The organism is Mucilaginibacter sp. 14171R-50 (assembly GCF_010093045.1).
Classification (GTDB): Bacteria; Bacteroidota; Bacteroidia; order Sphingobacteriales; family Sphingobacteriaceae; genus Mucilaginibacter.
Genome location: NZ_CP048115.1, coordinates 2,019,376 through 2,041,548, shown reverse-complemented (window position 1 = coordinate 2,041,548; position 22,173 = coordinate 2,019,376). Strand labels below are relative to the sequence as shown.

The following is a 22,173-nucleotide window of genomic DNA, read 5'->3' as shown; positions in this document are numbered from 1 at the left end:
GGGAGTTTTAATAAACAAACTTATACCCTATACCCCTAACCGTTTGCAGATACGTGGGCGAATCGGGGTTATTCTCTATCTTTTTACGCAGGCGCACAATGTGCATATCAAGTGTGCGGGTGTTTACATCAGCGTTGTAGCCCCAAACTTCCATCATCAGCTCCTCACGGTTTATCACCTTGTTTTTGTTCTTCAAAAAATACAGCAATATGCGGTTCTCTAAAATGGTCAGCTCGGTTTTGCGGCCGTCGCGTATCAGCAGGTGCGTGTTTGGCAGATGCTCCATATTACCAAACGTGTGCGATTCGGTCTTCTCGTTATTCAGCGAGAATTTTATCTTGCTGTCGATCATAGCTACCAGCACATCCATATTAAACGGCTTGGTGATATAGTCAGAAACGCCAAAGTTATAAGCGCCTATCTTATCAATATCCTGTGCCTTGGCGGTCATCATAATAACCAGTTTGCCGAAACCCTTTTCGCGCAAGCTGCTGCATACGTCGCTGCCCTGTTTTCCGGGCAGCATCCAGTCAAGCAGTACAATATCAGGCTGCTCTTCCAGTATCATTGCTTCGGCTTCTTCGCCGTTGCCGCTTTCCAGCACTTTGTATCCTTCGCTTTGCAATCGTTCCGCAACCAAAAACCGCAGGTTTTCGTCGTCTTCAACCAATGCTATTTTAATTTCCTTATTCATCTAAAAATCTTAAATCCTAAACTCTAAAACTCTAAAATCTGCAATTCGCACATTTATCCCTAAATCTCTAAAGGTAGCGTAACTGTAAATGTCGAACCTTCGTTTATCTTACTGTTAACGTTAATTTCGCCGCCCATAAAGTTAACCAGTTCTTTACAAAAAGCAAGGCCCAGACCAACGCTCCCGTTTTGGTTATACTGATTCTCTATGCGGTAAAACTTTTTAAACACATCGCTAAGTTCGCGGCGTGCCATCCCTATACCTTTATCTGCAAAAGAAAATACAATATTGCGTTTTTCGGGCTTAATGTTTATAAACAATTCTTTTTTACCAGGGTGCGAATATTTATACGCGTTCTCCATCAGGTTTTGAAAAACGCTGCCCAGCAAAACGGGGTCGCTATAAAACTTATCAACCTTTCCAATATTAAAGGTGAGGTTAAAATCAGGGTATTTTATTTTAAAGGTATCAATGTAACCTTTAACAAACTGCTGCAGGTTTATCTCCTCGCGTTTTACGGTTATCGATTTATTTTCCAGTTGCGTAAACGATAACAGTTTGTTCATCAGCTCGTTCAGCTTATCGGCCTCTTCATCCAGTATCTTGCCATAGTGCCGGCGCTGGCGTTCGCTAAGTTCGGCATCGCCCTTAAGGTTGGATCCCGCGATCTTTATAACGCTCACCGGTGTTTTAAATTCGTGGGTAAAGTTGTTTATAAAATCGTACTGCAGCTTAAACACCTTTAAGTTAACGTTAAGGTTACGGTATATCAGCCAGCTAATAAGCACCAAAAAGAAATAAATAAGCAGTACAATGGCTCCAATGGGCAAAAAGCGGCGATCGATCTCGCGCTCCAGGTGTTCCTGCGTTGATACAAAATAGAGCTTGAAGTTAGAGAACGCGCCGGTTAACGCCGCTTCGGTTACTTTGCGGCCGCCTTCTACATCAAGCGGGTCGTAAACCACGGGCTGTATGGTAACCTGCTGATACAGCTCGGGGTGAGTGTTTTTTACTTTTAGCTGGTGGGCATCAAGCAAAAAAGTCATCATATTTTGTTTATAAAAGGCCTTTACATTGCCGTTCTTCAGCAAGGACTGGTATATTTTGATATCCTCCCTTCGGGGGATGTTAAGGTAACTTATCTTATCGGGGGTAACATTGTAAAACGTACGGAAGATTTCGTCCTGTGTAGGCAGCCTCGAGGTATCAGCAACGCTGATGAAGTTGCTCAGCTTTAAGGCCATCTGTTTAAAATCATCGGTATTTGACCAGGCCATGTCTTTTATACCCTTCACGTTGCCATGCTTAGGTTTATACTGATAAATGGCTTTTACAGATATTCCCTGGTTTGGTGTAAGGCTTGTTTTCAACACCGGGTTGCTTATCTGCATATCATAAAACAAAACCCGGCGTACAAACGGGTAGCTTTTAAAAACGGTGGCCGAGTAATTTGCCGCGGATGCCGAATCCAGGAAGCCCTGGTAAGACGTGATCTCGGGTATTTTTAGCTGAAAAAAATCGTTGTAAGGCTTAATGGTCTGATCAAGCACCTCTATCTTTTTCGACGCGAACTCGTTCTCTACGTATTTGGTGGTCAGGTTGTACGATATAATAACCGCAATAACAAGGCTTACGGTTATCAGTACCAGGAAAGCTGTTATCAGCGTAAAATTTTTGCGGTATAAATTCTTTGACGCCTTCATACCAGGTTAGGGTTTAACCTGCATATTGGTGTTCAGGAACGATTCTATCTCGGCGTACATTTCCATACGGTTATGCTCGCTTTTAAAGTAGGCGCGCTCGTTCTCTTTTAACCTGTAGGTTACCGGTACATTGCGCTTTTTAAGTTCGCGCACAAACTGGTTAAGCTCGCTGATATTTGCCCGGGGGTCTTTAGCTCCCTGGAATATCAGCAGCGGGCTTTTTATTTTATCGGTATGAAAAACCGGGGATATAGCCCTTAGCTGATCGGCATCTGTTTCGGGGTTGCCAACCATTTCGTAGGTCATTTTCAGGTAAGGCTTAAAAAATGGCGGCGCATCCTTTAAATAGGTAAAAAAATTGATTAGCCCGTATTTTATAATGGCGCAGTTATACAACTCGGGATGGAACGAAACCCCATACAAGGCCGAGAAACCACCAAAACTACCACCAAAGATGGCTATCTTTTTAGGATTGGCTATTTTATTGGCTATAAGCCATTTTACACCATCGGTAATATCCTGCTGTATTTTACCGCCAACCTGTTTAAACCCGGCGGTGCGAAACGCTTTACCATACCCGGCCGAACCGCGGAAATTTACCTGGAACACCGCATAGCCACGATTGGCCAGAAACTGCACCTCTGAGTCATACCCCCACGAATCCCGTCCCCAAATTCCGTCGTGCGGCATAACCACTACCGGCAGGTTCCTTCTTTCTTTTCCTTTAGGGATGGTTAAATAACCGTTTATGATCATGCCATCGCTCGCTTTGAACGATACCGGCTGCATATCGCAAAGTTCTTCGGGCTTTATATCAGCGTTTATATCGGCAAGCTTTCTCAGCTTATCGCTGCTGCGTTCGTAAAGGTAGTACGAGCCGGGGTTCTTATCGGCCGAGCTTACTATTACAAATTTATTTTCGGCGCTGTCGCGGTCAACAATATCAATCTGGGTGCCCCTTATCTTCCCGGCCAAAGTTCTATACACCTTCTCGATATCGGTATCTAAAAAGTGCTTCTGCGGTTTAGCCTCTTCCCAGTTAACAAGTTCTAAGCGGCGTTTTACCCTCGAGTAATTTACATCCAGTATATCGGCTTTATCGCTGGCATAAACCACTTTTTGTTCCTTACCGGTTTCAGCGCTTATTTCTATCAGCGCGGTTTTATCACGGTTAACGTTTGATAAGGCGTAAAAGTTATTCTTGTCCCCGGTAAAGGCAATGGGCTCTACCCTATCGTTAAAGTTATTTTTAATGATGGGCTTAAATGGTTTTTTATCGTTAACGCGGTAAAGTATGCTTTCGTTAACCCCGTCAGAAACCTTTACCAGCCTGATGCTGCCGTTTGCGTCGGGGTACCATTTGGTAATATTGCCCGGGTTTAACAGGTAAGGCTTTAATTCGCCGGTTTTTACATTCAGGCGGTACACATCAAAGTTGACGGGGTCGCGCTTGTTCATGGCAACGGTAATAACATCGGGCTGCTGGCGGTTACGGTTAAGTATGCGTATTCGTGCTTTTTCCAGGTTAAGCAGCTTTTTTACTTTCAGCGTGGCAATATCAAGTGTATACAACTTAAACTCATCTACCGCTATTATATCCTGTGTAAGCACTATCTGGTTATTAAAGGTCCAGGTATAATCGCGTACCGAATAGTCGGTAAAGCCTGTGGCCCGTTGTTCGGCCCCCGTTGCCAGCGATTGGATGTATATATTTTGTTTATCTTTATAAGGCTTTAAATAGGATATATATTTGCCATCGGGCGATATTTTAAAGTAAGTTCTTTGGGGTGTCTTAAAAAAAGAGCTGACAGGTATTTGCCTTACCTCGTTTCGGTTACAGGCACAAATAAACAGCGTAACGGCAATAAATAAAAATGATCTTAAACGACCCTGCATCTGATTGATCCTAATTGTTAATAGAGGTCAAATTAGTTAATTAAGTTATTTATATAGCTATGTCACTACAATTTTACCCGTGCATCGCGTTACATATTATATATCCGCGGCAAGCTAAAATATAAAAAAAGAATGAAGCGACTGTATGTATTTATGCTGCTGACACTTATTTGCGTCACAAAACTTTTGGCCCAGAATAACGACCTGTTGCTGGCGCGGCAATACGCTGCCAACGGCGAAGAGCAAAAGGCCCTTGATATTTATCAAAAGCTGTTTAAACAGGATAATGAAGCCTATTACCAGCAATATTTTAACACCCTGGTAAACTTTAAAAAATTTGATGAAGCCGAAAGCATCACCAAAAAAATGTTACGCAAATACCCGGGCAACAACGAATATACCATTGCGCTTGGCTCGATTTATACGCAGCAGGGCAACACCGCTAAAGCAGATGAACTATATGATAACCTGATCAAAAACATGCCTGCCGATCAAGGCGCCATATCGGCCATTGCATCGCAGTTTTACCAGAGCGCCAATACCGATTATGCCATCAGGATATTTTTGCAGGGGCGTAAACTGTTACATAATGATGCCGCTTTTGCTTTTGAGCTGATAACTCTTTATCGTTACAAACGCGATAAAGCCGCGCTTACTGAGGAGTACCTGAATTTTTTACCCACCAACCCGGTATTTGTAACCCAGGCCGAAGGTACGTTGGCAGCCGTTTATGAGGGGCCCGGGGACTACGACATGCTGAAAACCGCCCTGCTAAGGCGCATTCAGAAAGACCCGCAGCAGGTAGTTTATACCAACCTGCTTATATGGCAGTTTATACAGCAAAAAGACTATGATATGGCCATTAACCAGGCGTTGGCATTAAGCCGCCGGCAAAACAGCGATGGCTCTGATATATTTGAGCTTTGCCGAACGCTGGTTGCTGCCGAAGCTTATGACGCGGCCATACGGGGCTACGAATACATTATAAGCCAGGGCAATAAGGCCGACCAAAATTATATATCAGCTAAAATAGAGCTTATTAACACCAAAAACTTAAAGGTAACATCGGGCCAGTATGTACAGGCCGACCTGCTGGGGCTCGAAAAAGATTATAACGACCTGCTGAACGAGATAGGCCGCAACCGGGGCACCGTTTTTGCCATGCAAAAGCTGGCCAACCTGCAGGCTTTTAAGCTGCATAAGCTTAAAGATGCGCAAACATTGTTAGAGAGCGCCATCGCCATACCCGGCGTTAGGCCCGCCCTTGTAGCCGCCTGTAAGCTTGACCTGGCAGATGTTTACCTGTTAAACAACCAGCCCTGGGATGCCACCCTGTTATACAGCCAGGTAGAAAAAGACAACCCCAATACCGCCTTAGCACAGGATGCTATGTTACGGAACGCCAAAATGGCCTATTATACCGGTGACTTTAACTGGGCGCGCCGTCAGCTTGATATATTAAAGGCCGCCACCACGCAGCTTATAGCTAACGATGCGCTTAACCTGTCGTTATTGATAACCGATAACCTCAACGCCGACAGCAGCGGCAACGCCCTGAAGATATACGCCAGGGCCGACCTGCTGATATTTGCCGGGCAGACCGAAAAGGCCCTGCTTACACTGGATAGTATTGATAAAAAATATCCGGGCAACGCTCTTGAAGCGGATATACTAATGGCGAAAGCCCGTATCATGATACAGCAAAAAAATTATCCCAACGCGGTAGTGCTGTTAAAGAACATTGCCGAAAACCACAGCTATGACCTTTGGGCCGATGATGCCGTATTTATGCTGGGTGATATCTACGAAACAAAGTTGAACGACGCCGCCATTGCTAAAACCTATTATCAAAAGATAATTACTGATTACCCAGGCAGCCTTTGGCTGAACGATGCCCGCAAAAGGTTCAGGCTGCTAAGGGGCGACAAGAATGATGCGAGCTGACAGAGATTAGAGTTTTGTGATCAGAGATTAGTTAACTGCAAGCGCAATTGTAACATTTGCATACGCTGTAACGGCGCATAAATCGGTGCAATCAATCCCAATCTGTGTAATCAAAGTTGTATTTTTACCGCATGATAGTTTACAACGACACCGTAATTTTAGATGAAACCGTTGAACAGGAGTGGCTCGACTGGATAAAAAATGTGCATATACCGGCCGTTATGGCAACAGGCTGCTTCAGCTCGTACCGGTTGCTCACCATTATCGATTCGCCTAACGATGGCATCACTTACTGCATACAATTTAATGCCGATACTATAGAGCAGTTCCAGGAGTATTATCGCACCCATTTATTTAAGTTCCAGGATTTACATCAGCAGCAATTTAACGAGCGTTTTGTACTGTTCAATACCTTAATGAAAACGGTTGACTAAATGACGCTTACCGAAACCATTATACCCGGCGTATTCCTTGTTGAGCCAAGGGTTTTTCCTGACGACAGGGGCTACTTTTTTGAAAGCTACAGCAAACGGGCTTTTGAAGAAGCGGGGATACATGCGGATTTTGTACAGGATAATCAGTCCTTATCACAAAAAAACACCGTGCGGGGCCTGCATGCCCAGGCGCCACCACACGCGCAGGGCAAACTGGTGAGGGTGGTGCAGGGCGCTGTTTTAGATGTAGCCGTTGATGCCCGTAAGGGATCGCCCACGTATGGCCGTCATGTAGCGTACGAACTATCGGCCCAAAACAAACTACAGCTTTGGGTTCCGCCGGGCTGTGTACACGGTTTTTTGACGCTGGTTAACGATACCGTTTTTATTTATAAAGTAAGCGGCGGCCTTTACAACAAAGCATCAGAAATTGGCGTAGCCTGGAACGACCCGGAATTGGCTATAGGCTGGGGTATTGCCGAAAAAGACGCCCTGTTATCTGCCAAAGACCAGGTGCAGCCCGCTTTTAAGGATTTTGAAAGCCCTTTTAATTTCTAAGCCGTTTTACCCGTCATTCAGACATTTCCTAATAATTAAATTTCACCTTGCTATCCTGCCAAGGCCGGCTAAATATTGCTTTAAATTGCGATATAAGGGCTTGCCGCATCTTTAAATTTATTTTGTAAGAAAATTGTAATTTTTTTGTTAACTGAAATGAAACCTTATTTAAATGTCTTTCGTATACAAAAAATAGCTGGCCGGCTAAACTACATCTATAATTAAAACTTATCTAAAACTAAACAACTTTCAAACACATGAAAACAAGATTATTATTTAAAACCGGTATTACCGCGGTTTTAGGCGCAAGCGTTTTATTTGCCTGTACAAAAGACAACAAAAGCACAGATGCAACCCCGGTTGCTCAAAACGGCGTATCTGCAGCTGTATTAAAAAACATTACCGACCTTGGCTTTAGTACCGATCAGGTGAGGAAAGTGAAGGACGGTTACCTGGTAGAAGGCGACATTTTGTTAACACAGGAGAACTTTACCGAGGCAAGCACCAGCCCCAATGTTCGTATAGCTGAAACTGAGCAGTACCGAACTACCAACCTGGTAAAAAACCTGCCACGCACCGTAACTGTATCGATATCTAACCTGCCGGCTGTTTATGGTACAGCCACGCAAAATGCTATTGCACGCTACAACGCGCTTAACTTAACGCTTAAGTTCCAGTTTGTAAGCAGCGGCGGCCAGATCCAGATCGTTGGCTTTAACGAGGGCCCAAGCGGTGGCTACATTACTTTAGGTTCATCAGGCTTCCCAACTAAAAAGGGTAACCCTTATAGCCAGATCCAGATGAACACCAACGCGCAGGCATACGGTACTAATCCTGATGTTAACTACTTAACATCGGTATTACAGCACGAAATGGGCCATTGCATTGGTTTCCGCCATACCGATTACTTTAACCGTGCATACAGCTGCGGCGGCAGCGCAGTAAACGAAGGTGCTTCGAACGTGGGCGCTGTGCTTATTCCGGGCACCCCATCTACAGCCGATGCCGGTTCGTGGATGCTGGCCTGCTCTAACGGCGGCGACCGCACTTTTAACACCAACGATAAAATAGCGCTTAACTATTTATACTAAGCCATTACTTAAGATCGACTAAATAGTTTTACTTTGAGGGGGAGTTTGAGCAACTCCCCCTTATTTTGTATGCTGATATGACAAAAAAGATCGTCTGCCTTTTTCTTTTTCTTGCCTGCTTCAATATATCTTATGCTCAAAAAAAAACCGACGACCAGTCGATAACCCAAATGTACGCCGCGCCGGCAGCCGGGACATTACAGCCCGATAGCGTGCAATACTATCTGATCAAATTTGCAAAGCCGTCAAATTTTAAAAATATTAACCTTGTAAAAAGGGTATCATATAATTATTACATCGCTTCATCCCGCAGTGCTATCACCCCCTCAGGCAATATTTTAAGCGCCAGCCCTGCAAACGCGATATGGAAGGCCGACGATAACCTGGCGCGCTTAAATGCCAGCCACCCTAATACTACAAACGTGGTGAACCTTGTGCTGAAAGACCGAAACAACAGTGCCCTTACCCAGGTAAGAAAATACGGCACTATCCTATCGGCCAACGGCAAAGTGGTTACCATAAAAATACAGCTGAAACAACTGCCGGCCCTGCTACAACAAACCAACATTGTTTTTGCCGGGCTGGACAGAAGGCCACACCCTGAGCTGGTTATTGATGACCTGGACCTGGGCGCAAACAACTTGTCGGCAATACCGGATAACTTTGCGGGCATAAATGGCAGCGGCATAAATGTAAGCGTGAAAGAAGAACGTTATGATGAGGACGACCTTGACCTGCTTGGGCGTTCGTTTTCATCCGTTATCCCTGCCGAAAACAATTCCGGCCATGCCACTATTATGGCCACACTGATAGGCGGCAACGGCAATTCGTTTGTTAAGGGCCGTGGGGTGGCGCCGGCGGTAAAATTTACCTCATCAGATTTTTCGAGGCTTTCGCCTGATACGACCGCCGTTTTTAAAAAATTCAATATCAGCCTCCAAAATCATTCGTACGGCACCGGCATCGAAAATTTTTATGGTATCGAAGCCGAAGCTTACGACCAGCAGGTATACGCGAATGACGGGATCGTCCACGTATTTTCCTCGGGTAATATCGGCACAACTACCCCATCCACCGGTTTGTATATCGGTATCGCTAATATGGCAAACCTTTCGGGCACCTTTAAGCAGGCAAAGAACGTTGTTGTAGTTGGCGGTACCGGCCGCACCTCCGTGCCCGAAGCATTAAGCTCGGCAGGCCCTGCTTACGACGGCCGTGTTAAGCCCGAACTGGTTGCTGATGGCGAAGATGGCACATCGGGCGCGGCGGCTTTAACAACCGGCGCGGTAGCGTTGTTGCAACAGGCTTATAAAAAACAATACAGCACCTTACCCTCATCGGCCTTAATAAAGGCTATACTGATAAATAGCGCCGACGATATTGGTACACCTGCTGTAGATTATAAAACAGGTTATGGCAAACTAAACGGCTTAGAGGCCATAAGGACCATAACCAACGGGCGTTTTAAAACGGGCAGCGTTGCAAATAAAGACCAGAGCAGCTACCAAATAACCGTCCCGGCAAATTGCAGCCTGCTAAAGGTATCATTGGTTTGGAACGACGCACCCGCCGGGTTGAACGCCCCCTATGCGCTGATAAATAACCTGGACCTGACCGTTACCACACCCGGCGGCACCACGTTGCTGCCCTGGTCGCTGAGCGCCTTTCCCCTTGCCGACTCGCTGTTAGCGCCCGCCAAAAGGCAGCGCGATACGCTGAACAATACCGAGCAGGTAACCTTACAAGATCCGCAGGCAGGCGTTTATACCATCACCATCAACGGCAGCAGGGTGCCCCGGGGGCCGCAGGCATTTTATGTGGCGTATCAAACCCAATTAAAAAACCAATTTGAGTGGACGGAACCATCAGGCAGCAATGAGTTTTTGGCAGATGAGGATAATTACCTGCGCTGGCAGAGCACGTATGGCAACGCTACCGGTAGCTTAAGCGTAAGCTACGACCACGGCACCACCTGGAAAGCACTGGCAAATAGTGTCACGTTAAAAGCTGATAATTACCAATGGGCTACACCAAACCTGTTTACGCAAGCCATGCTTAAAATGCGCATAAACAACCAGGACCACATTAGCAGGGAGTTTACGATATCAAAGCCTATAAGCCTGCAGGTTGGCTATAATTGCGCCAACGGCACCTTACTGCACTGGAGCCCGCAGCTCGGGGCTACCGGCTATATTATCTATAATATAAAAGACAACCTGCTGCAAAAATTAACCACGGCAACCGATACATCTGTTATCATCCCCGCAGGGCAGCGATCATCAAACTACTTTGCCGTGGCTGCGCAGGGCGATGGTTTTGAGGGGGTAAAAAGTTTAACCATTGATGTTACCAACCAGGGAGTTGGGTGCTATATACGCACGCTGCTTGCCCGGGTAACAGATGATAAAACAATTGAATTGAGCTTGCAGGTAGGCAGCACGCTTAATTTAAAAACAATAACATGGCAAAAGCTTACGGGTAAAGATCAGTACCTTACCCTGGGCACCACCAATGTTTCGGCTGCAGTATTAGATTATACTTTTATTGACGGGTCGCCAAAAAAGGGCATTAATTATTACCGGGTGCTGCTTACCACAGCCGACGGCACAAGCACCGGGTCTGACCTGGCCAGCGCCATTTGGTTACAGCCCAGCCAATTTACTGTGTACCCCAATCCGTTTAAAACCCAACTCACCATTTTAAGCGGCGAGGCTAACGACTATGACCTTAGGCTTTATGATGCTATGGGTAAATTATCCTTCGCCAAAACCTTTAATGGCTTGCAAAATACCTTACAGGTAAATGTTATCCCGGGGGTATATACAAGCGTTATCAGCCAAAAAGGCAAACCTATATACAGCGTTAAAATTATCAGGGTTCCGTAACAATAGTGTGACTGTTATACTCTAAGGGCCATATTTAACACTTTTTAACAAATGTTCCGCTTCTATTACTAAGTTTTTAGTTATATCTTGGCTGTTCATAAATCCTAAGTATGAAGTTCACAATTACAGCACTGGTTTTTATATTCCTCTGCTCCTTTTCTGCCCTTGCGCAAAATCCCTATTCGGTTAAGGGCGTAGCTATCGATAGCGTCGGCAATGTAAAACTGGTAAATACATCAGTCAGTATTTTAAACGCCAAAGACTCTACCCTACGCAAGTTTACCCGCGCCGCGGCCAACGGCTCGTTCAGCATGACCGGTTTAAACAAAGGCAAGTTTATATTGCTGGTTACCTATCCGGGCTATGCCGATTATGTAGAGCATTTTAGTTTAGACTCTGCCAAAACCACCTTTAATTTCGGCACCATCAACATGAACCTTAAATCGAGGCTGCTTAACGAGGTGCTGATAAAAGGTACTGTTGCCGCCATCAAGATCAAGGGCGATACCACAGAGTTTAACGCGGGGGCATATACCATACAGCCGAACTCTAAGGTAGAGGACCTGCTGAAACAACTGCCTGGCATACAGGTTGATAAGGATGGTAAAATTACTGCACAGGGCCAAACCGTGCAAAAGGTACTGGTTGATGGCGAAGAGTTTTTTGGCGACGACCCCACACTGGTAACCAAAAACATACGCGGCGATATGGTTGACAAGGTGCAGCTATACGATAAGAAAAGCGACCAGGCTACATTTACGGGTATTGATGATGGCGAGAAGACGAAAACCATCAACATAAAATTAAAAGAGGATAAAAAGAACGGCTACTTTGGTAAAATTGATGCCGGTATTGGTACCGATGGCTTTTACCAGGGGCAAGGCCTTTATAATAAATTCCAGGGGAAAAAGAAGTTCTCGGTTTACGGCACTTTTGGCAATACCGGTAAAACAGGCTTAGGCTGGAATGATAATAACAAGCTTGGCACAGGCGGCGGCATGGAGTTTAGTGACGATGGCGGTATTTACTTCATGGGTGGTGGCAACGATGGCGGGCTCGACTCGTTCAACGGCCAATACGATGGCCGCGGTATACCGGTAGCCAATACCGGCGGTGTGCATTACGATAATAAATGGAATAACGATAAATACAGCCTTAACACCAATTACAAGATAGGTTCGCTTGAAGTTGATGGCACGCGCAACAACAAATCGCAGCAAAACCTGCCCGGCGATTCTACAAACGTGATCAACAGCCTTACAGACGAAACCTTCAACAATTCCATGTTCAGGCAAAAGCTGGATGCTACTTATTCGGTTAAGCTGGATACCACCTCAACCTTAAAGGTATCTGTTGATGGTACGCTAAAAAACAGCGATACCCACAGCATAAACAAAGCAAGCAGCCGCAGGACAGACAATTCGCTTATAAACACTAACGACCGTACTTTAAATAATGAAGTAGACCAGCAGTTGTTCAATGCATCGGCACTTTACACCAAAAAATTAAAGAAACCGGGCCGCACCATTTCATTGAACGTATCGGCCGGGATGACGCAAAGCAAGGCAAACGGTTTTTTAAAATCACAGCTCGACCTTTATAACGAACAAAGCCAGCTTGACAGCAGCCAGGTGGTGGATCAAAAGAAGACGGACAACACCAAAACGTCAAGATTTAATACAAACCTTACCTATACCGAACCGATCTCAAAATATTTATCGGTGGTGTTTAATTACGGCTTTAATTTAAATAACAGCAATGCCGACAGGAAATCCTTTGATCAATCTTCACCGGGCAATTACAACCTGTTGAATGATTCGTTAAGCAACCACTACGTGTTTAACCAGACATCAAACCAGGGCGGTGTTAACTTCAGCTATAAAAAAGGCAAAAGCACCATGCGCTTTGGCACGCGTGTAGCCAATGTAGATTATAAACAGGTTGACGAAATTACCGGTAACTCGGGCAGGCGTAATTTTACCAACTGGAGCCCCCAGGCAAACTTCTCGTACAAATTCTCGACCTATAGTTCGTTAAATATCGGGTACTATGGTAACCAAACCCAGCCAACGCTCGATCAGTTACAGCCCATCCGTGTAAACACCGACCCGCTGAACATTACCTTGGGTAACCCTAACCTTAAGCCTTCGTTCACCAACGGCTTGTATGGTTATTACAATATGTACAAGGTTATCAGCGATCAATCCATCTGGTTTAACGGTAATTACAACTTTACAACCAACCCCATTGTAAGCAACGTGGTTACCGACCCTACGGTGGGCAAAAGCACCATACAATCGGTTAACCTGCCGGGCAAAAAGCAATCTAACTACAACCTGGGTATTGATATGAGCCGCAAACTGGGCGTTATAGGTCTCAACATTAATGCAAGGTTCAACACCGGCGGTAACATTTATTACAGCATGGTAAACAACGAGCTTAACAAAACAAACTCCAACACATACAGGGCGGCGATAGGCCTGTCGAAATATAAAGAGAAAAAATACTCGATATACGTAAGCGCCGGCCCTAACTACACTGTTGGCCAGGCATCGTTACAGCCCGACAGAAATAACAACGGCCGCGGCTTTAACGCTGACTATTACATGAACATTTACCTGCCGGGCAAAATTGAGATAGGCAGCGATGGCCAGTACCAGTACACCGCGGCTACACAATCGTTCGATAACGATTTTAAGCAAACCATTATCAACGCCAGCATTACCAAATCGTTCTTTAAGGCCGAAAACCTTAAACTGGTATTAAGGGGTAATGACTTGCTGAACCAAAACTCGGGCTTTACCCGCAGCGCATCAAGCAATTTAATTACCGAGAACAGGTACACCACCATCCGCAGGTATTATATGCTATCGGTAGTGTGGGATTTTAACGGCATGGGCGGCGGCGCTGCAAAGAAATAGTTAAGATATAATATCAAAAAAATATAAAGCGATGAAAAAGCATTTAATATTACTACTCACTTGCCTTATCGGCAGCAGCGCGGCATTCGCCCAAAACGCGCACTTTACTACCGCGGGCACCATCGAGTACGAAAAAAGGGTGAACATGTACGGTGTTATCAAAGCCGTAATTAACAAGGACAACGAAAGCTGGTACGCACCTGCTTTTGAGCAATACAAAAAGAACAACCCCCAGTTTAAGGTACTGAAAAGCACCCTTAGCTTTAGCGGCAACCGCACGCTTTACGCGCCCCTGCCCGACGATGCGCCGCCATCGAACAGCTGGTTTAGCGATATGCCCCTGGCACAGCAAATAAACACCGTATACACCGACCTGAACACCAACCTGAGCACCACCGCAAAAAAGGTATTTGATGAGGCTTTTTTGGTGAAGGATACCGCCCGCAAGATCACCTGGAAGATAACCGACGAAACCCGCGATATTGCCGGCTACACCTGTCGCCGTGCAAATGCCCTGGTAATGGATTCGATATATGTGGTGGCGTTTTACAGCGATGAGATCCCGGTATCAGGCGGCCCTGAATCATTCACCGGGCTGCCGGGTATGATACTCGGCCTGGCACTGCCGCACGAGAACGTTACCTGGTTTGCCACCAAAGTTACCGATGTGCCGGTTGCCGATGCGCAGTTAAAAGTACCCGCCAAAGGCAAGGCAACAACCTACAGCGGATTGAAAGCCACACTCACCAAAGCCATGGAAGGCTGGGGCGAATACGGTAAACGCTTTTTTAAGATCTACCTTTTGTAGGCCTCACCGAACCCTCTCCAAAGGAGAGGGTTCTGAAATGCTTAAAGCTTGCTGATAAGGCAGGCTTTTTTATTATTCAGATTTTAAAGTCCTCTCCTTTGGAGAGGATTTAGCTGAGGCTCAACCGCTTCAAATACGCCGCGTTCTTTTCCGCGCTTTGCAGCGGGGTTTCTTGGAAGAAACGGCTTTGCTCTACAAAGAAGTACTGCATACCGTTGTCCTGCCCGGTACGGATGAATTTTTTAAAGTCGATAATGCCCTCGCCCAGGTCGCATGCCGACTCTTCCTGGCTGCCCGCGGGGAGGCGCTGCTTCAGCACATCGCGCATGTGGGCCAGCTTAAAGCGGCCTTTGTGTTTGGTGATGTAGGCGTATGGGTCGGCGCCCTCGGTTACGGTATAGTATACATCCATCTGGAAGTCGACCAGGTCCTGATCCGTGCCGGCAAGGAGTACATCGATAGGCAGCTGACCATCTACAGCTTTGTAAGGATAATCGTGCGGGTGGTAGCCGAACCTTAGTCCATGCTTTTTGCAGATGGCGCCGCGCTGGTTAAAATCCTCGGCGAAGGTTTTAAACGTTTCTATCGATTTCTGCGGACCCAGCCAGGGGCATACCAGGTACTTCATGCCTATCTGCGCGGCATCTGCCGCCAGCTTGTCAAACTCCGGCAAGGTGCAGGGGTTGTAATGGGTGCTTACCAAATTTAGCCCGTAACCCGATGCTATCTTTTTAAACTCGGTATTGGTCTTTCCCCAAAATATGCCTTTATCACTGCCGTAGCTTTCTATCTGGGTGTAACCCATAGCGCCCAGTTTTTTTAGCGTGCCAATAGGGTCGCGCTCCATGTCCTCTTTCACCATGTAAAGCTGTATGCCGGGCGCGGGTTTTGCCCGCGCGGTGGTGCAGCTTATTGCAGATGATGTTGCCGCAGCCGCGGCTAACAGGCCGCTATTATAGAGGAAGGTTCTTCTGTTCATGGTTTTAGTTGGTTAATTGGTTTAAACCGATTGTCATTTCGAACGAGGTACGAGGAGAAATCTTCTACGCCCTGTCGATTTCGGATGCAAGGCTGACACCTGCTGCTTGTATAAGATTTCTCCTCGCTCCCGCTCGTTCAAAATGACATAGTTTATAATACTATTCGGTTACTTCTTCATTTAAAAATTTCCATTGGGGGTTTACTGATGCGATCAACGCTTCCTTTTCTCACGTCGCCACTTCTTTAATTCTTTTTCACGTTCAATGGCATATTCTATATTAGCGAAATGCTAATAGTAAACCAGGTTATAACAATAGTACTTGCCTGTAAATGACCTACCGTTACCTTTATTTTCTTTGTGCTCGTATAATCTTCTGCTTAAATCATTGGTAACACCGATGTATAACACCGTTTTATCGTGATTAGTAGTTATATAAACATAATAATTATAGTTCCACATATTCAATCAGATTGTCAAATCTTCTACCCTGCCATCGCGGATGCAAGGTTACTACTTACTGCTTGTATAAGATTTCTCCTCGCTCCCGCTCGTTCGAAATGACATAGTTTATTACACAGCGTGCCCGCGTTAGGGATTGCAGCGGATACCGGCCTTGCGCCTAAGGCCTGCGGCCGTATGAGCGTAAAGCCCGACCCGCAGGGGAACGCCCAAGCCCCCCAGCCCCCTAAAGGGGGAGCTTCTGAAGAGTTTAAAGAACTTCGGTTCCCCCTTCAGGGGGTTAGGGGGTTAAATCCCTCACCACTACCTCTCCCGTAGTTTTATCCTTCAGTATCAGCTTGCGTTCGCCGTGGGGCAGTATCTCTTCTTTGATGAGGTAATATTGCTCGTCGAAACTGGCAAACTCGGTGGCTATTTTGGTGTTGGTGCTGCCGCGCCAGTCGTCGAGCTTTACGGGTTCCCAAATGCCGCTTTTGGCGCTGGCGTAGGCCGCGTCGATTATGGCGTTCACCACGTAGCCGTCGTAAAACGTTTCGGCGGGCGGGCGGTTTTGCTCAATGGCCTCAAACATATCGGTAAACATGTGGTTGTAGCCCAGCTCGTTCACTTCGTCGCCCACGGGGAAAAGCCAGCCCTGGCTGCTCTCGGCCTTTTCGGCCACGTAGCCGCCGCCCTTGCCGGTGCTGAACATATCAAACCCGGTACGCAAAAAGTTATTTATCCAGATGGTGCCCTCGGTGCCCATCACCTCGTCGCGCAGGTCCATACCGCCGCGAAAGCACCAGCTTACCTCAAACTGCCCTATGGCGCCGTTGGCATACTTTACCATGCCTATGGCGTTGTCTTCGGCATCAATGGGGTGCACCTGCGTGGCCGCCCAGCACATCACCTCAACCGGCTTAATATTTTTGCCTATGTAGCTTCGGGCGATCTCGATGCAGTGGCAGCCCAGGTCGACAATGCAGCCGCCGCCGCTTTGGGCCTTATCCCAAAACCAGTTGCTGTGCGGGCCGGGGTGCGCCTCGCGGCTTTTGGCCCACAGCACCCTGCCCACGCCGCCCGCCTTTACGCTGGCTAAACTTTTATTGAACTTTGGCGTATAGCACAGATCCTCAAGGTAGCCGCCCATAACGCCCGCCTGCTCTACCATATCCAGCATTTGTTTAGCCTCATGAGCGGTGCGACCGAGCGGTTTGGTGCACAGCACATGCTTGCCCGCTTTGGCGCAGGCCTCAACAGCGGCCAGGTGCAAATCGTTAGGCAGCGATATCACCACCACATCCACCTCGGGGTGGTTCACTACCTCTTCCATATTGTCGCTGTACACGGGGAGTTTATAATCATGGGCAAATTGTTTGGCCTTATCCAAATTACGACTGTACACGGCGTGCAGCGTATCGAGCCTGCGGTGCCCCACCAGCGAATCGGCATAGAAACGCGCAATAAAGCCCGAACCAAGCATAGCTATCTTCATATCAGGTATTGTTTATAAAGGTTTGTAATTGCCGGTTAAGATAGGGGTAGCTGCGCAGATATGCAAATCCTTCCCCGTGCGTCTTTGCGAGGTACGAAGCAATCTCTGGATAAGCGGGTCGCCCGATTAGTTCTTCGGTAGGGGCGGTAGTGAATTTTATGAAGCGCCGGTGGTTGTCACGTTTTTCGCAGTTGTTTATTTTTTTGGCGCTCAAGAGGGCTTCGCCGTTCTTTTCTCTCAAAAAGGAAGTAATCAAAGAACCGAGCGATAGCGAGCTCATTAACACCTATAAAATACAAAACAACAGTTAATAAAAGTCGCGGCTTGGTCCCACACTTTTAAGGCACTGCTTTGGCAGGTGCAGTACTGCCGTGCGTTACGCTATGCCGCATTCTGGCGGTGCCGTTGAGCCGGTACGTTTGCATAGTTAATGAACCACTCACCAATAACTAATGAACCAACCCACCAATGACTTAATGACAGCGAAGCGAATGACTCAATGACTAATTTAGGAAAAGGTGCTGTTGTGGTGCTTACGGATGCGGTAGCCCCGCTATCCGCTCATAGTGCGCGAGGCCTTAGCCACGAGGGCCGGTATCTGCTGCTATCGGGTTTAGGGGGGAGATTACATTACTCTTCCTGTAATTTTTCATCTTCTGTTTATTAACTTCAATTGCGCTATTTATCTATAAGAAAATACTTCTCTTAATTTTTCAATAAATTAAATTCATTGGCGAAATTATAGCAACTCCATTATTTAAAGTAGTCCTATGTATGTCATTATGTTTCTGTAAATCTGGTTTCAAATCAATAGGTAATTACCTTGAAAATTGAAAATCCATGTTCAAGATTTTTTACAATATCTTTAACTCCAATAATGGCAACAACATCTTGTTGTATACCTTTAATTAATTATAGTGAAAGATTTTACCCGATTAAATTTAATCTATAATTAATAATTTTCGTTCTTGAACAATTCATTCAGATCTCAGCACGTAGTGCTAACACGTAATTCTATCATCAGTAATGTTTCATTATCGATGCTTCGACAAATAATATTCAAATATTGTTGATCATATTTTTGGACGTTACTTAATCACCGCGATTTCTTGCCATATTGTTAACCTTTACAGTCAATTTGTTGTTTCCTCATATTCGTTTTCAGGGTATATTGGGGACTTCCTAATATCAAATTGTACTTTTCATCGCTTTTGAGAAAATGTTCAAGATAATCCTCGCAGATTGCAATTCTACTTCTAATTAACTTTACACCTCCGTACGTGACAATCAGACAGATTTGATATAAAAAAAGTGAAAAATACTAGATTAGTAATTAATTGGGTATTACGCAAATGAGATAAATAAAATTAGATAAACAAATTCAAATTAAAATGAAATAAATCAATATGATTGAAAAAATAAATATAAATTAATTTAAAAATAAAACTAAAATTTTTCTATACAATATAGAATTAGTATATTTAAACATGCTAAAATTAAAAATTCACAACGCTAATCAATTTGAAAGAAATGTCAAAGCAACAATTCAATCAACAGGCAAATTGGGATTTTCAGATGGCGCAATAAAAAAAATGAAAATCGAAAGTGGTAAGTTTTTAGTAATCGCTTCTAATGAAGCCGATGAAAATGATGAAAACTTTTATGCATGGCTTGAGAATACCGATGAAAACGGTGGATTTAAAATCAATAAAGGTGGCCAATATTATAATGCAAATACAAAGCCATTGTTTGATGAATTAAAGATAGATTATAAAAATCAAGATAATTTAGTGATATATGACATTGTCGATTTCGACAACGATGGAAACCCAATTTTTAAATTTATAAAAAGAGTGCGCACACGGAACAAAAAGAATAAAAAAAACGGATGGCATTGATAACTAGCACCTCAATGATTCAAGGTATGATAAATTTTATACATCGTCGCAAAATTATCATTTTAACCTAAAAGCCGGTAATGGTCAGGTGATTGGTACCAGCGAAAGTTATACAACACCTGCGAATAGTGATAATGGCGTTAAAGCACAGGCACCCACAGCATCTGTAGAGGATAATACCTGATTAAAATAACCTAATAAAAGCGGGTTGTTAACCCGCTTTTATTAATATGAAATTTAAAATAGCAATTCTAAACAAAATAGTAAGAATGCACAGATTATTGAGAAATGTAAAGAGTACTATGCTAAAGCCTTTAAGTTGGGTTAAGAAGAATAAAACTTTGGCACAAACCTACACTAATATAATCTCAGCAGTACTTACTTTAATTGCTGTATTAAGCACCATACATTTCTCCAATAAAGCAATACTTGAAAGCCATAATGCGACAGTAAGCGCAAACAGGCAAGTAGATTTATCCTTACTTCAATACTCATTATCAAAGGCAGAATTTGATAGGTCCCAGTTAAAGGAAATTAATGACAGTCTTAAAGAAATAATAGAGAATAATGTTAAAAATCGTCAAAGGACGTCAGATTCAATTCGCTTGGCGCAAAATGATGCATTTCAAAGGGAAAGCTTTAATACTCAAAAAGCTATCAATGAACAACAATTAAAGGCTATTACTAAGCAGGCTAGTACAGCTGAGGCCCAATTCAATATGCAAAAGCTTCAAAATGCTGATTTATATGAAAGAAACAAAGCTCTATTTTTTGTTGATACAGTAAAGACTCGACCGAAAAACTCAGTCACAACTTTCGTTTCCTTTCGAATAAAAAATTCCGGGAACACATGGGCACATATTGACAGTATTTATATTGCGGCGTATAATCCAACCTATTTATATTTTAATTCCCGACTGAGCAATTCAAATGTCGATATGCAGCCTCAGATTACTGAAGTCAATACCAATGCTTTAGAGGTATTTGGACGTTACGTTGGTTTGGATGACACCTACTATTGCGTTATTATTTATTATTATGATACAGCCGATAAAAGGGAGAAACCTATTCCTAATTTTTTTCGTTATGCATCTGATGGTAACAAGCATTTTGTAACGCTTCCGCTATTCCCGGACATTATCAATAGTTTCTACACTGAAATACTCAAGCACAATAAGCGAACGTTAAAGTCGAATAATTAAGTTCTTTTTGATTGATTTGAAAAGTTAACATCGGCCAAAGACAAAATGCATCTTCAGTTTCTTCTTAGTTAGCGTTTCAATTAATTATTCAATACCTCATCTCCGATTTAGTAATAAAATCAAATACTCCCTTTACCTCTCAATCAATTTATTCACCAATCCCACAGCAACACAAAGTTCCTTACTTATCCGGCGCTGGCTGTAGCCGTTGGCGGCAAGGTGAGCTACTTTTGGGGCTAATATCTGCTGGTTCAACTGGCGGGTACGCAGGTGCGGGCGTTCGGCGCTGTTGCCTTCAAACTCCATTTGTAAAAAGTTGCCTGGCTTGGCAATGCGGCAAAGGCATACGTTATCCTGGCCGTATACCTGCGCGGTGCTGCGCTGCTTTATTTGTTTAAGGTAACGCAGGTTTGGGGTAGCGGCACTGGTGCCAATGGCGAAGGCGCTGTCGGCCAGGTTTATCAGCAGCTTGCTGCCGTGCAGGTCGTCGGCCGTGAGCGGCGCGGCGGGGTTGCGGCGTTTTGGGGTATGGGCCAGCACCAGGATAGACAGGTTGTAGTCGGCCTTAAGCGCTTTCAGGTTTTTCATCAGGGTAAGCGCCACCGCGGCGTTTTCGGTACCGCCCCGCAGGCAGCTGATGTTATCGATGATGAGCACTCTGGCGCCTACTTGCTTAATTTTACACTCGATGCCGGCTATCACATGGTCGTCGTAGCTGCTGTTGTTGCCCGCAGGCATGTTATCGGCGTTGAACTGGGCGCGTAAAAAGCCATACGGAAAAGTGTAATCGCCGGCGGCATGCGTATAGCGCTGGTAAAACTGCGTTACCGAAAGCTCGAAATCGATATAAAGCACGCGGGTAGGTTCGGCACCCAAAGCAAAGGGCGCGATGGGCTGGCCCCGGGCTATGCTGTTGCCAATTTGCACGGCCAGCACGCTTTTACCCACGTTGGTATCGGCAAACAGGATGCACAGCTCGCCCTGGTGCCAAAACTCCCCGAAAAGCATTTTAGGCGTGGGTTCGCGTTCGCCGAGTTCCAGCCAGCGGTTGCCGGTTTCAACGGTAAACAAATGTCGGCAGGTTTCGGGGTCGGGCGGCTGCGGGGCGGCTTTTAGTCTTTTGGCCGGGCGGTAGGGTACACCCCTTACTTCGGCGCGTATTTTTTCGATAATTTCCGGGCGTTCGGAAGTAATAATTTCGATCATTAAGATAAAGATGAAGCG

Annotated in this window: 17 protein-coding genes; 10 read left to right on the top strand and 7 right to left on the bottom strand. The window is 45.2% G+C overall.

All coding sequences use genetic code 11. The features are described 5' to 3' along the window. Positions 1-7: 7 nt before the first annotated feature. Genes GWR56_RS09365 through GWR56_RS09355 form a run of 3 tightly spaced genes read right to left on the bottom strand, consistent with a single transcriptional unit; the run spans position 8 to position 4,293 of the window. The gene (locus GWR56_RS09365) at positions 8-694 is read right to left on the bottom strand and encodes a response regulator transcription factor (protein WP_162430842.1); all 687 of its coding nucleotides are present in this window, start codon (positions 692-694) and stop codon (positions 8-10) included. A 59-nt stretch (positions 695-753) separates the two neighbouring features. Next, positions 754-2,397, bottom strand: a complete 1,644-nt coding sequence (locus tag GWR56_RS09360; RefSeq protein WP_162430841.1) for a sensor histidine kinase KdpD — start codon at positions 2,395-2,397, stop codon at positions 754-756. Positions 2,398-2,403: 6 nt separating this feature from the next. Next, entirely contained in the window at positions 2,404-4,293 is a 1,890-nt protein-coding gene (locus GWR56_RS09355; protein WP_162430840.1) for a prolyl oligopeptidase family serine peptidase, read from the bottom strand. Positions 4,294-4,425: 132 nt separating this feature from the next. Between GWR56_RS09355 and GWR56_RS09350 the strand changes: the two genes are divergently transcribed. From GWR56_RS09350 to GWR56_RS09320, 7 genes are all read left to right on the top strand, one after another. After that, positions 4,426-6,237, top strand: a complete 1,812-nt coding sequence (locus tag GWR56_RS09350; protein ID WP_162430839.1) for a tetratricopeptide repeat protein — start codon at positions 4,426-4,428, stop codon at positions 6,235-6,237. 131 nt (positions 6,238-6,368) lie between these two features. Continuing rightward, positions 6,369-6,671, top strand: coding sequence for a DUF4286 family protein (locus GWR56_RS09345; protein ID WP_162430838.1), 303 nt, complete (start codon positions 6,369-6,371; stop codon positions 6,669-6,671). Further along, the gene (gene rfbC, locus GWR56_RS09340; RefSeq protein WP_162430837.1) at positions 6,672-7,229 is read left to right on the top strand and encodes a dTDP-4-dehydrorhamnose 3,5-epimerase; all 558 of its coding nucleotides are present in this window, start codon (positions 6,672-6,674) and stop codon (positions 7,227-7,229) included. A gap of 257 nt (positions 7,230-7,486) precedes the next feature. Beyond that, positions 7,487-8,320: a M57 family metalloprotease gene (locus GWR56_RS09335; protein ID WP_162430836.1), complete on the top strand. Its 834-nt coding sequence runs from the start codon at positions 7,487-7,489 to the stop codon at positions 8,318-8,320. A 77-nt stretch (positions 8,321-8,397) separates the two neighbouring features. After that, entirely contained in the window at positions 8,398-11,205 is a 2,808-nt protein-coding gene (locus GWR56_RS09330) for a S8 family peptidase (protein ID WP_162430835.1), read from the top strand. A 110-nt stretch (positions 11,206-11,315) separates the two neighbouring features. After that, positions 11,316-14,126: an outer membrane beta-barrel family protein gene (locus tag GWR56_RS09325; RefSeq protein ID WP_162430834.1), complete on the top strand. Its 2,811-nt coding sequence runs from the start codon at positions 11,316-11,318 to the stop codon at positions 14,124-14,126. 31 nt (positions 14,127-14,157) lie between these two features. Further along, positions 14,158-14,934, top strand: coding sequence for a GLPGLI family protein (locus tag GWR56_RS09320; protein ID WP_162430833.1), 777 nt, complete (start codon positions 14,158-14,160; stop codon positions 14,932-14,934). A 109-nt stretch (positions 14,935-15,043) separates the two neighbouring features. Here GWR56_RS09320 and GWR56_RS09315 read toward each other — a convergent pair whose 3' ends face one another. From GWR56_RS09315 to GWR56_RS09305, 3 genes are all read right to left on the bottom strand, one after another. Beyond that, positions 15,044-15,913, bottom strand: coding sequence for a sugar phosphate isomerase/epimerase (locus GWR56_RS09315; RefSeq protein WP_162430832.1), 870 nt, complete (start codon positions 15,911-15,913; stop codon positions 15,044-15,046). Positions 15,914-16,204: 291 nt separating this feature from the next. Next, positions 16,205-16,375 (bottom strand): GIY-YIG nuclease family protein, encoded by a 171-nt coding sequence (locus GWR56_RS20630; protein WP_238395342.1) that lies wholly within the window; start codon positions 16,373-16,375, stop codon positions 16,205-16,207. A 280-nt stretch (positions 16,376-16,655) separates the two neighbouring features. Next, positions 16,656-17,849, bottom strand: a complete 1,194-nt coding sequence (locus GWR56_RS09305) for a Gfo/Idh/MocA family protein (RefSeq protein WP_162430831.1) — start codon at positions 17,847-17,849, stop codon at positions 16,656-16,658. Between the two features lie 1,487 nt (positions 17,850-19,336). On the opposite strand from GWR56_RS09305, the gene GWR56_RS09300 reads away from it, so the two are divergent. The 3 genes from GWR56_RS09300 (at position 19,337) to GWR56_RS09290 (ending at position 20,949) form a co-directional block, all read left to right on the top strand. After that, positions 19,337-19,747: a hypothetical protein gene (locus GWR56_RS09300; protein ID WP_162430830.1), complete on the top strand. Its 411-nt coding sequence runs from the start codon at positions 19,337-19,339 to the stop codon at positions 19,745-19,747. 88 nt (positions 19,748-19,835) lie between these two features. After that, positions 19,836-19,931, top strand: coding sequence for a hypothetical protein (locus GWR56_RS20800; protein WP_202925418.1), 96 nt, complete (start codon positions 19,836-19,838; stop codon positions 19,929-19,931). A gap of 46 nt (positions 19,932-19,977) precedes the next feature. After that, positions 19,978-20,949 (top strand): hypothetical protein, encoded by a 972-nt coding sequence (locus GWR56_RS09290; RefSeq protein ID WP_162430829.1) that lies wholly within the window; start codon positions 19,978-19,980, stop codon positions 20,947-20,949. Positions 20,950-21,081: 132 nt separating this feature from the next. On the opposite strand, the gene GWR56_RS09285 is transcribed toward GWR56_RS09290, so the two are convergent. Then, entirely contained in the window at positions 21,082-22,155 is a 1,074-nt protein-coding gene (locus GWR56_RS09285) for an AAA family ATPase (protein ID WP_162430828.1), read from the bottom strand. Positions 22,156-22,173 lie beyond the last annotated feature (18 nt).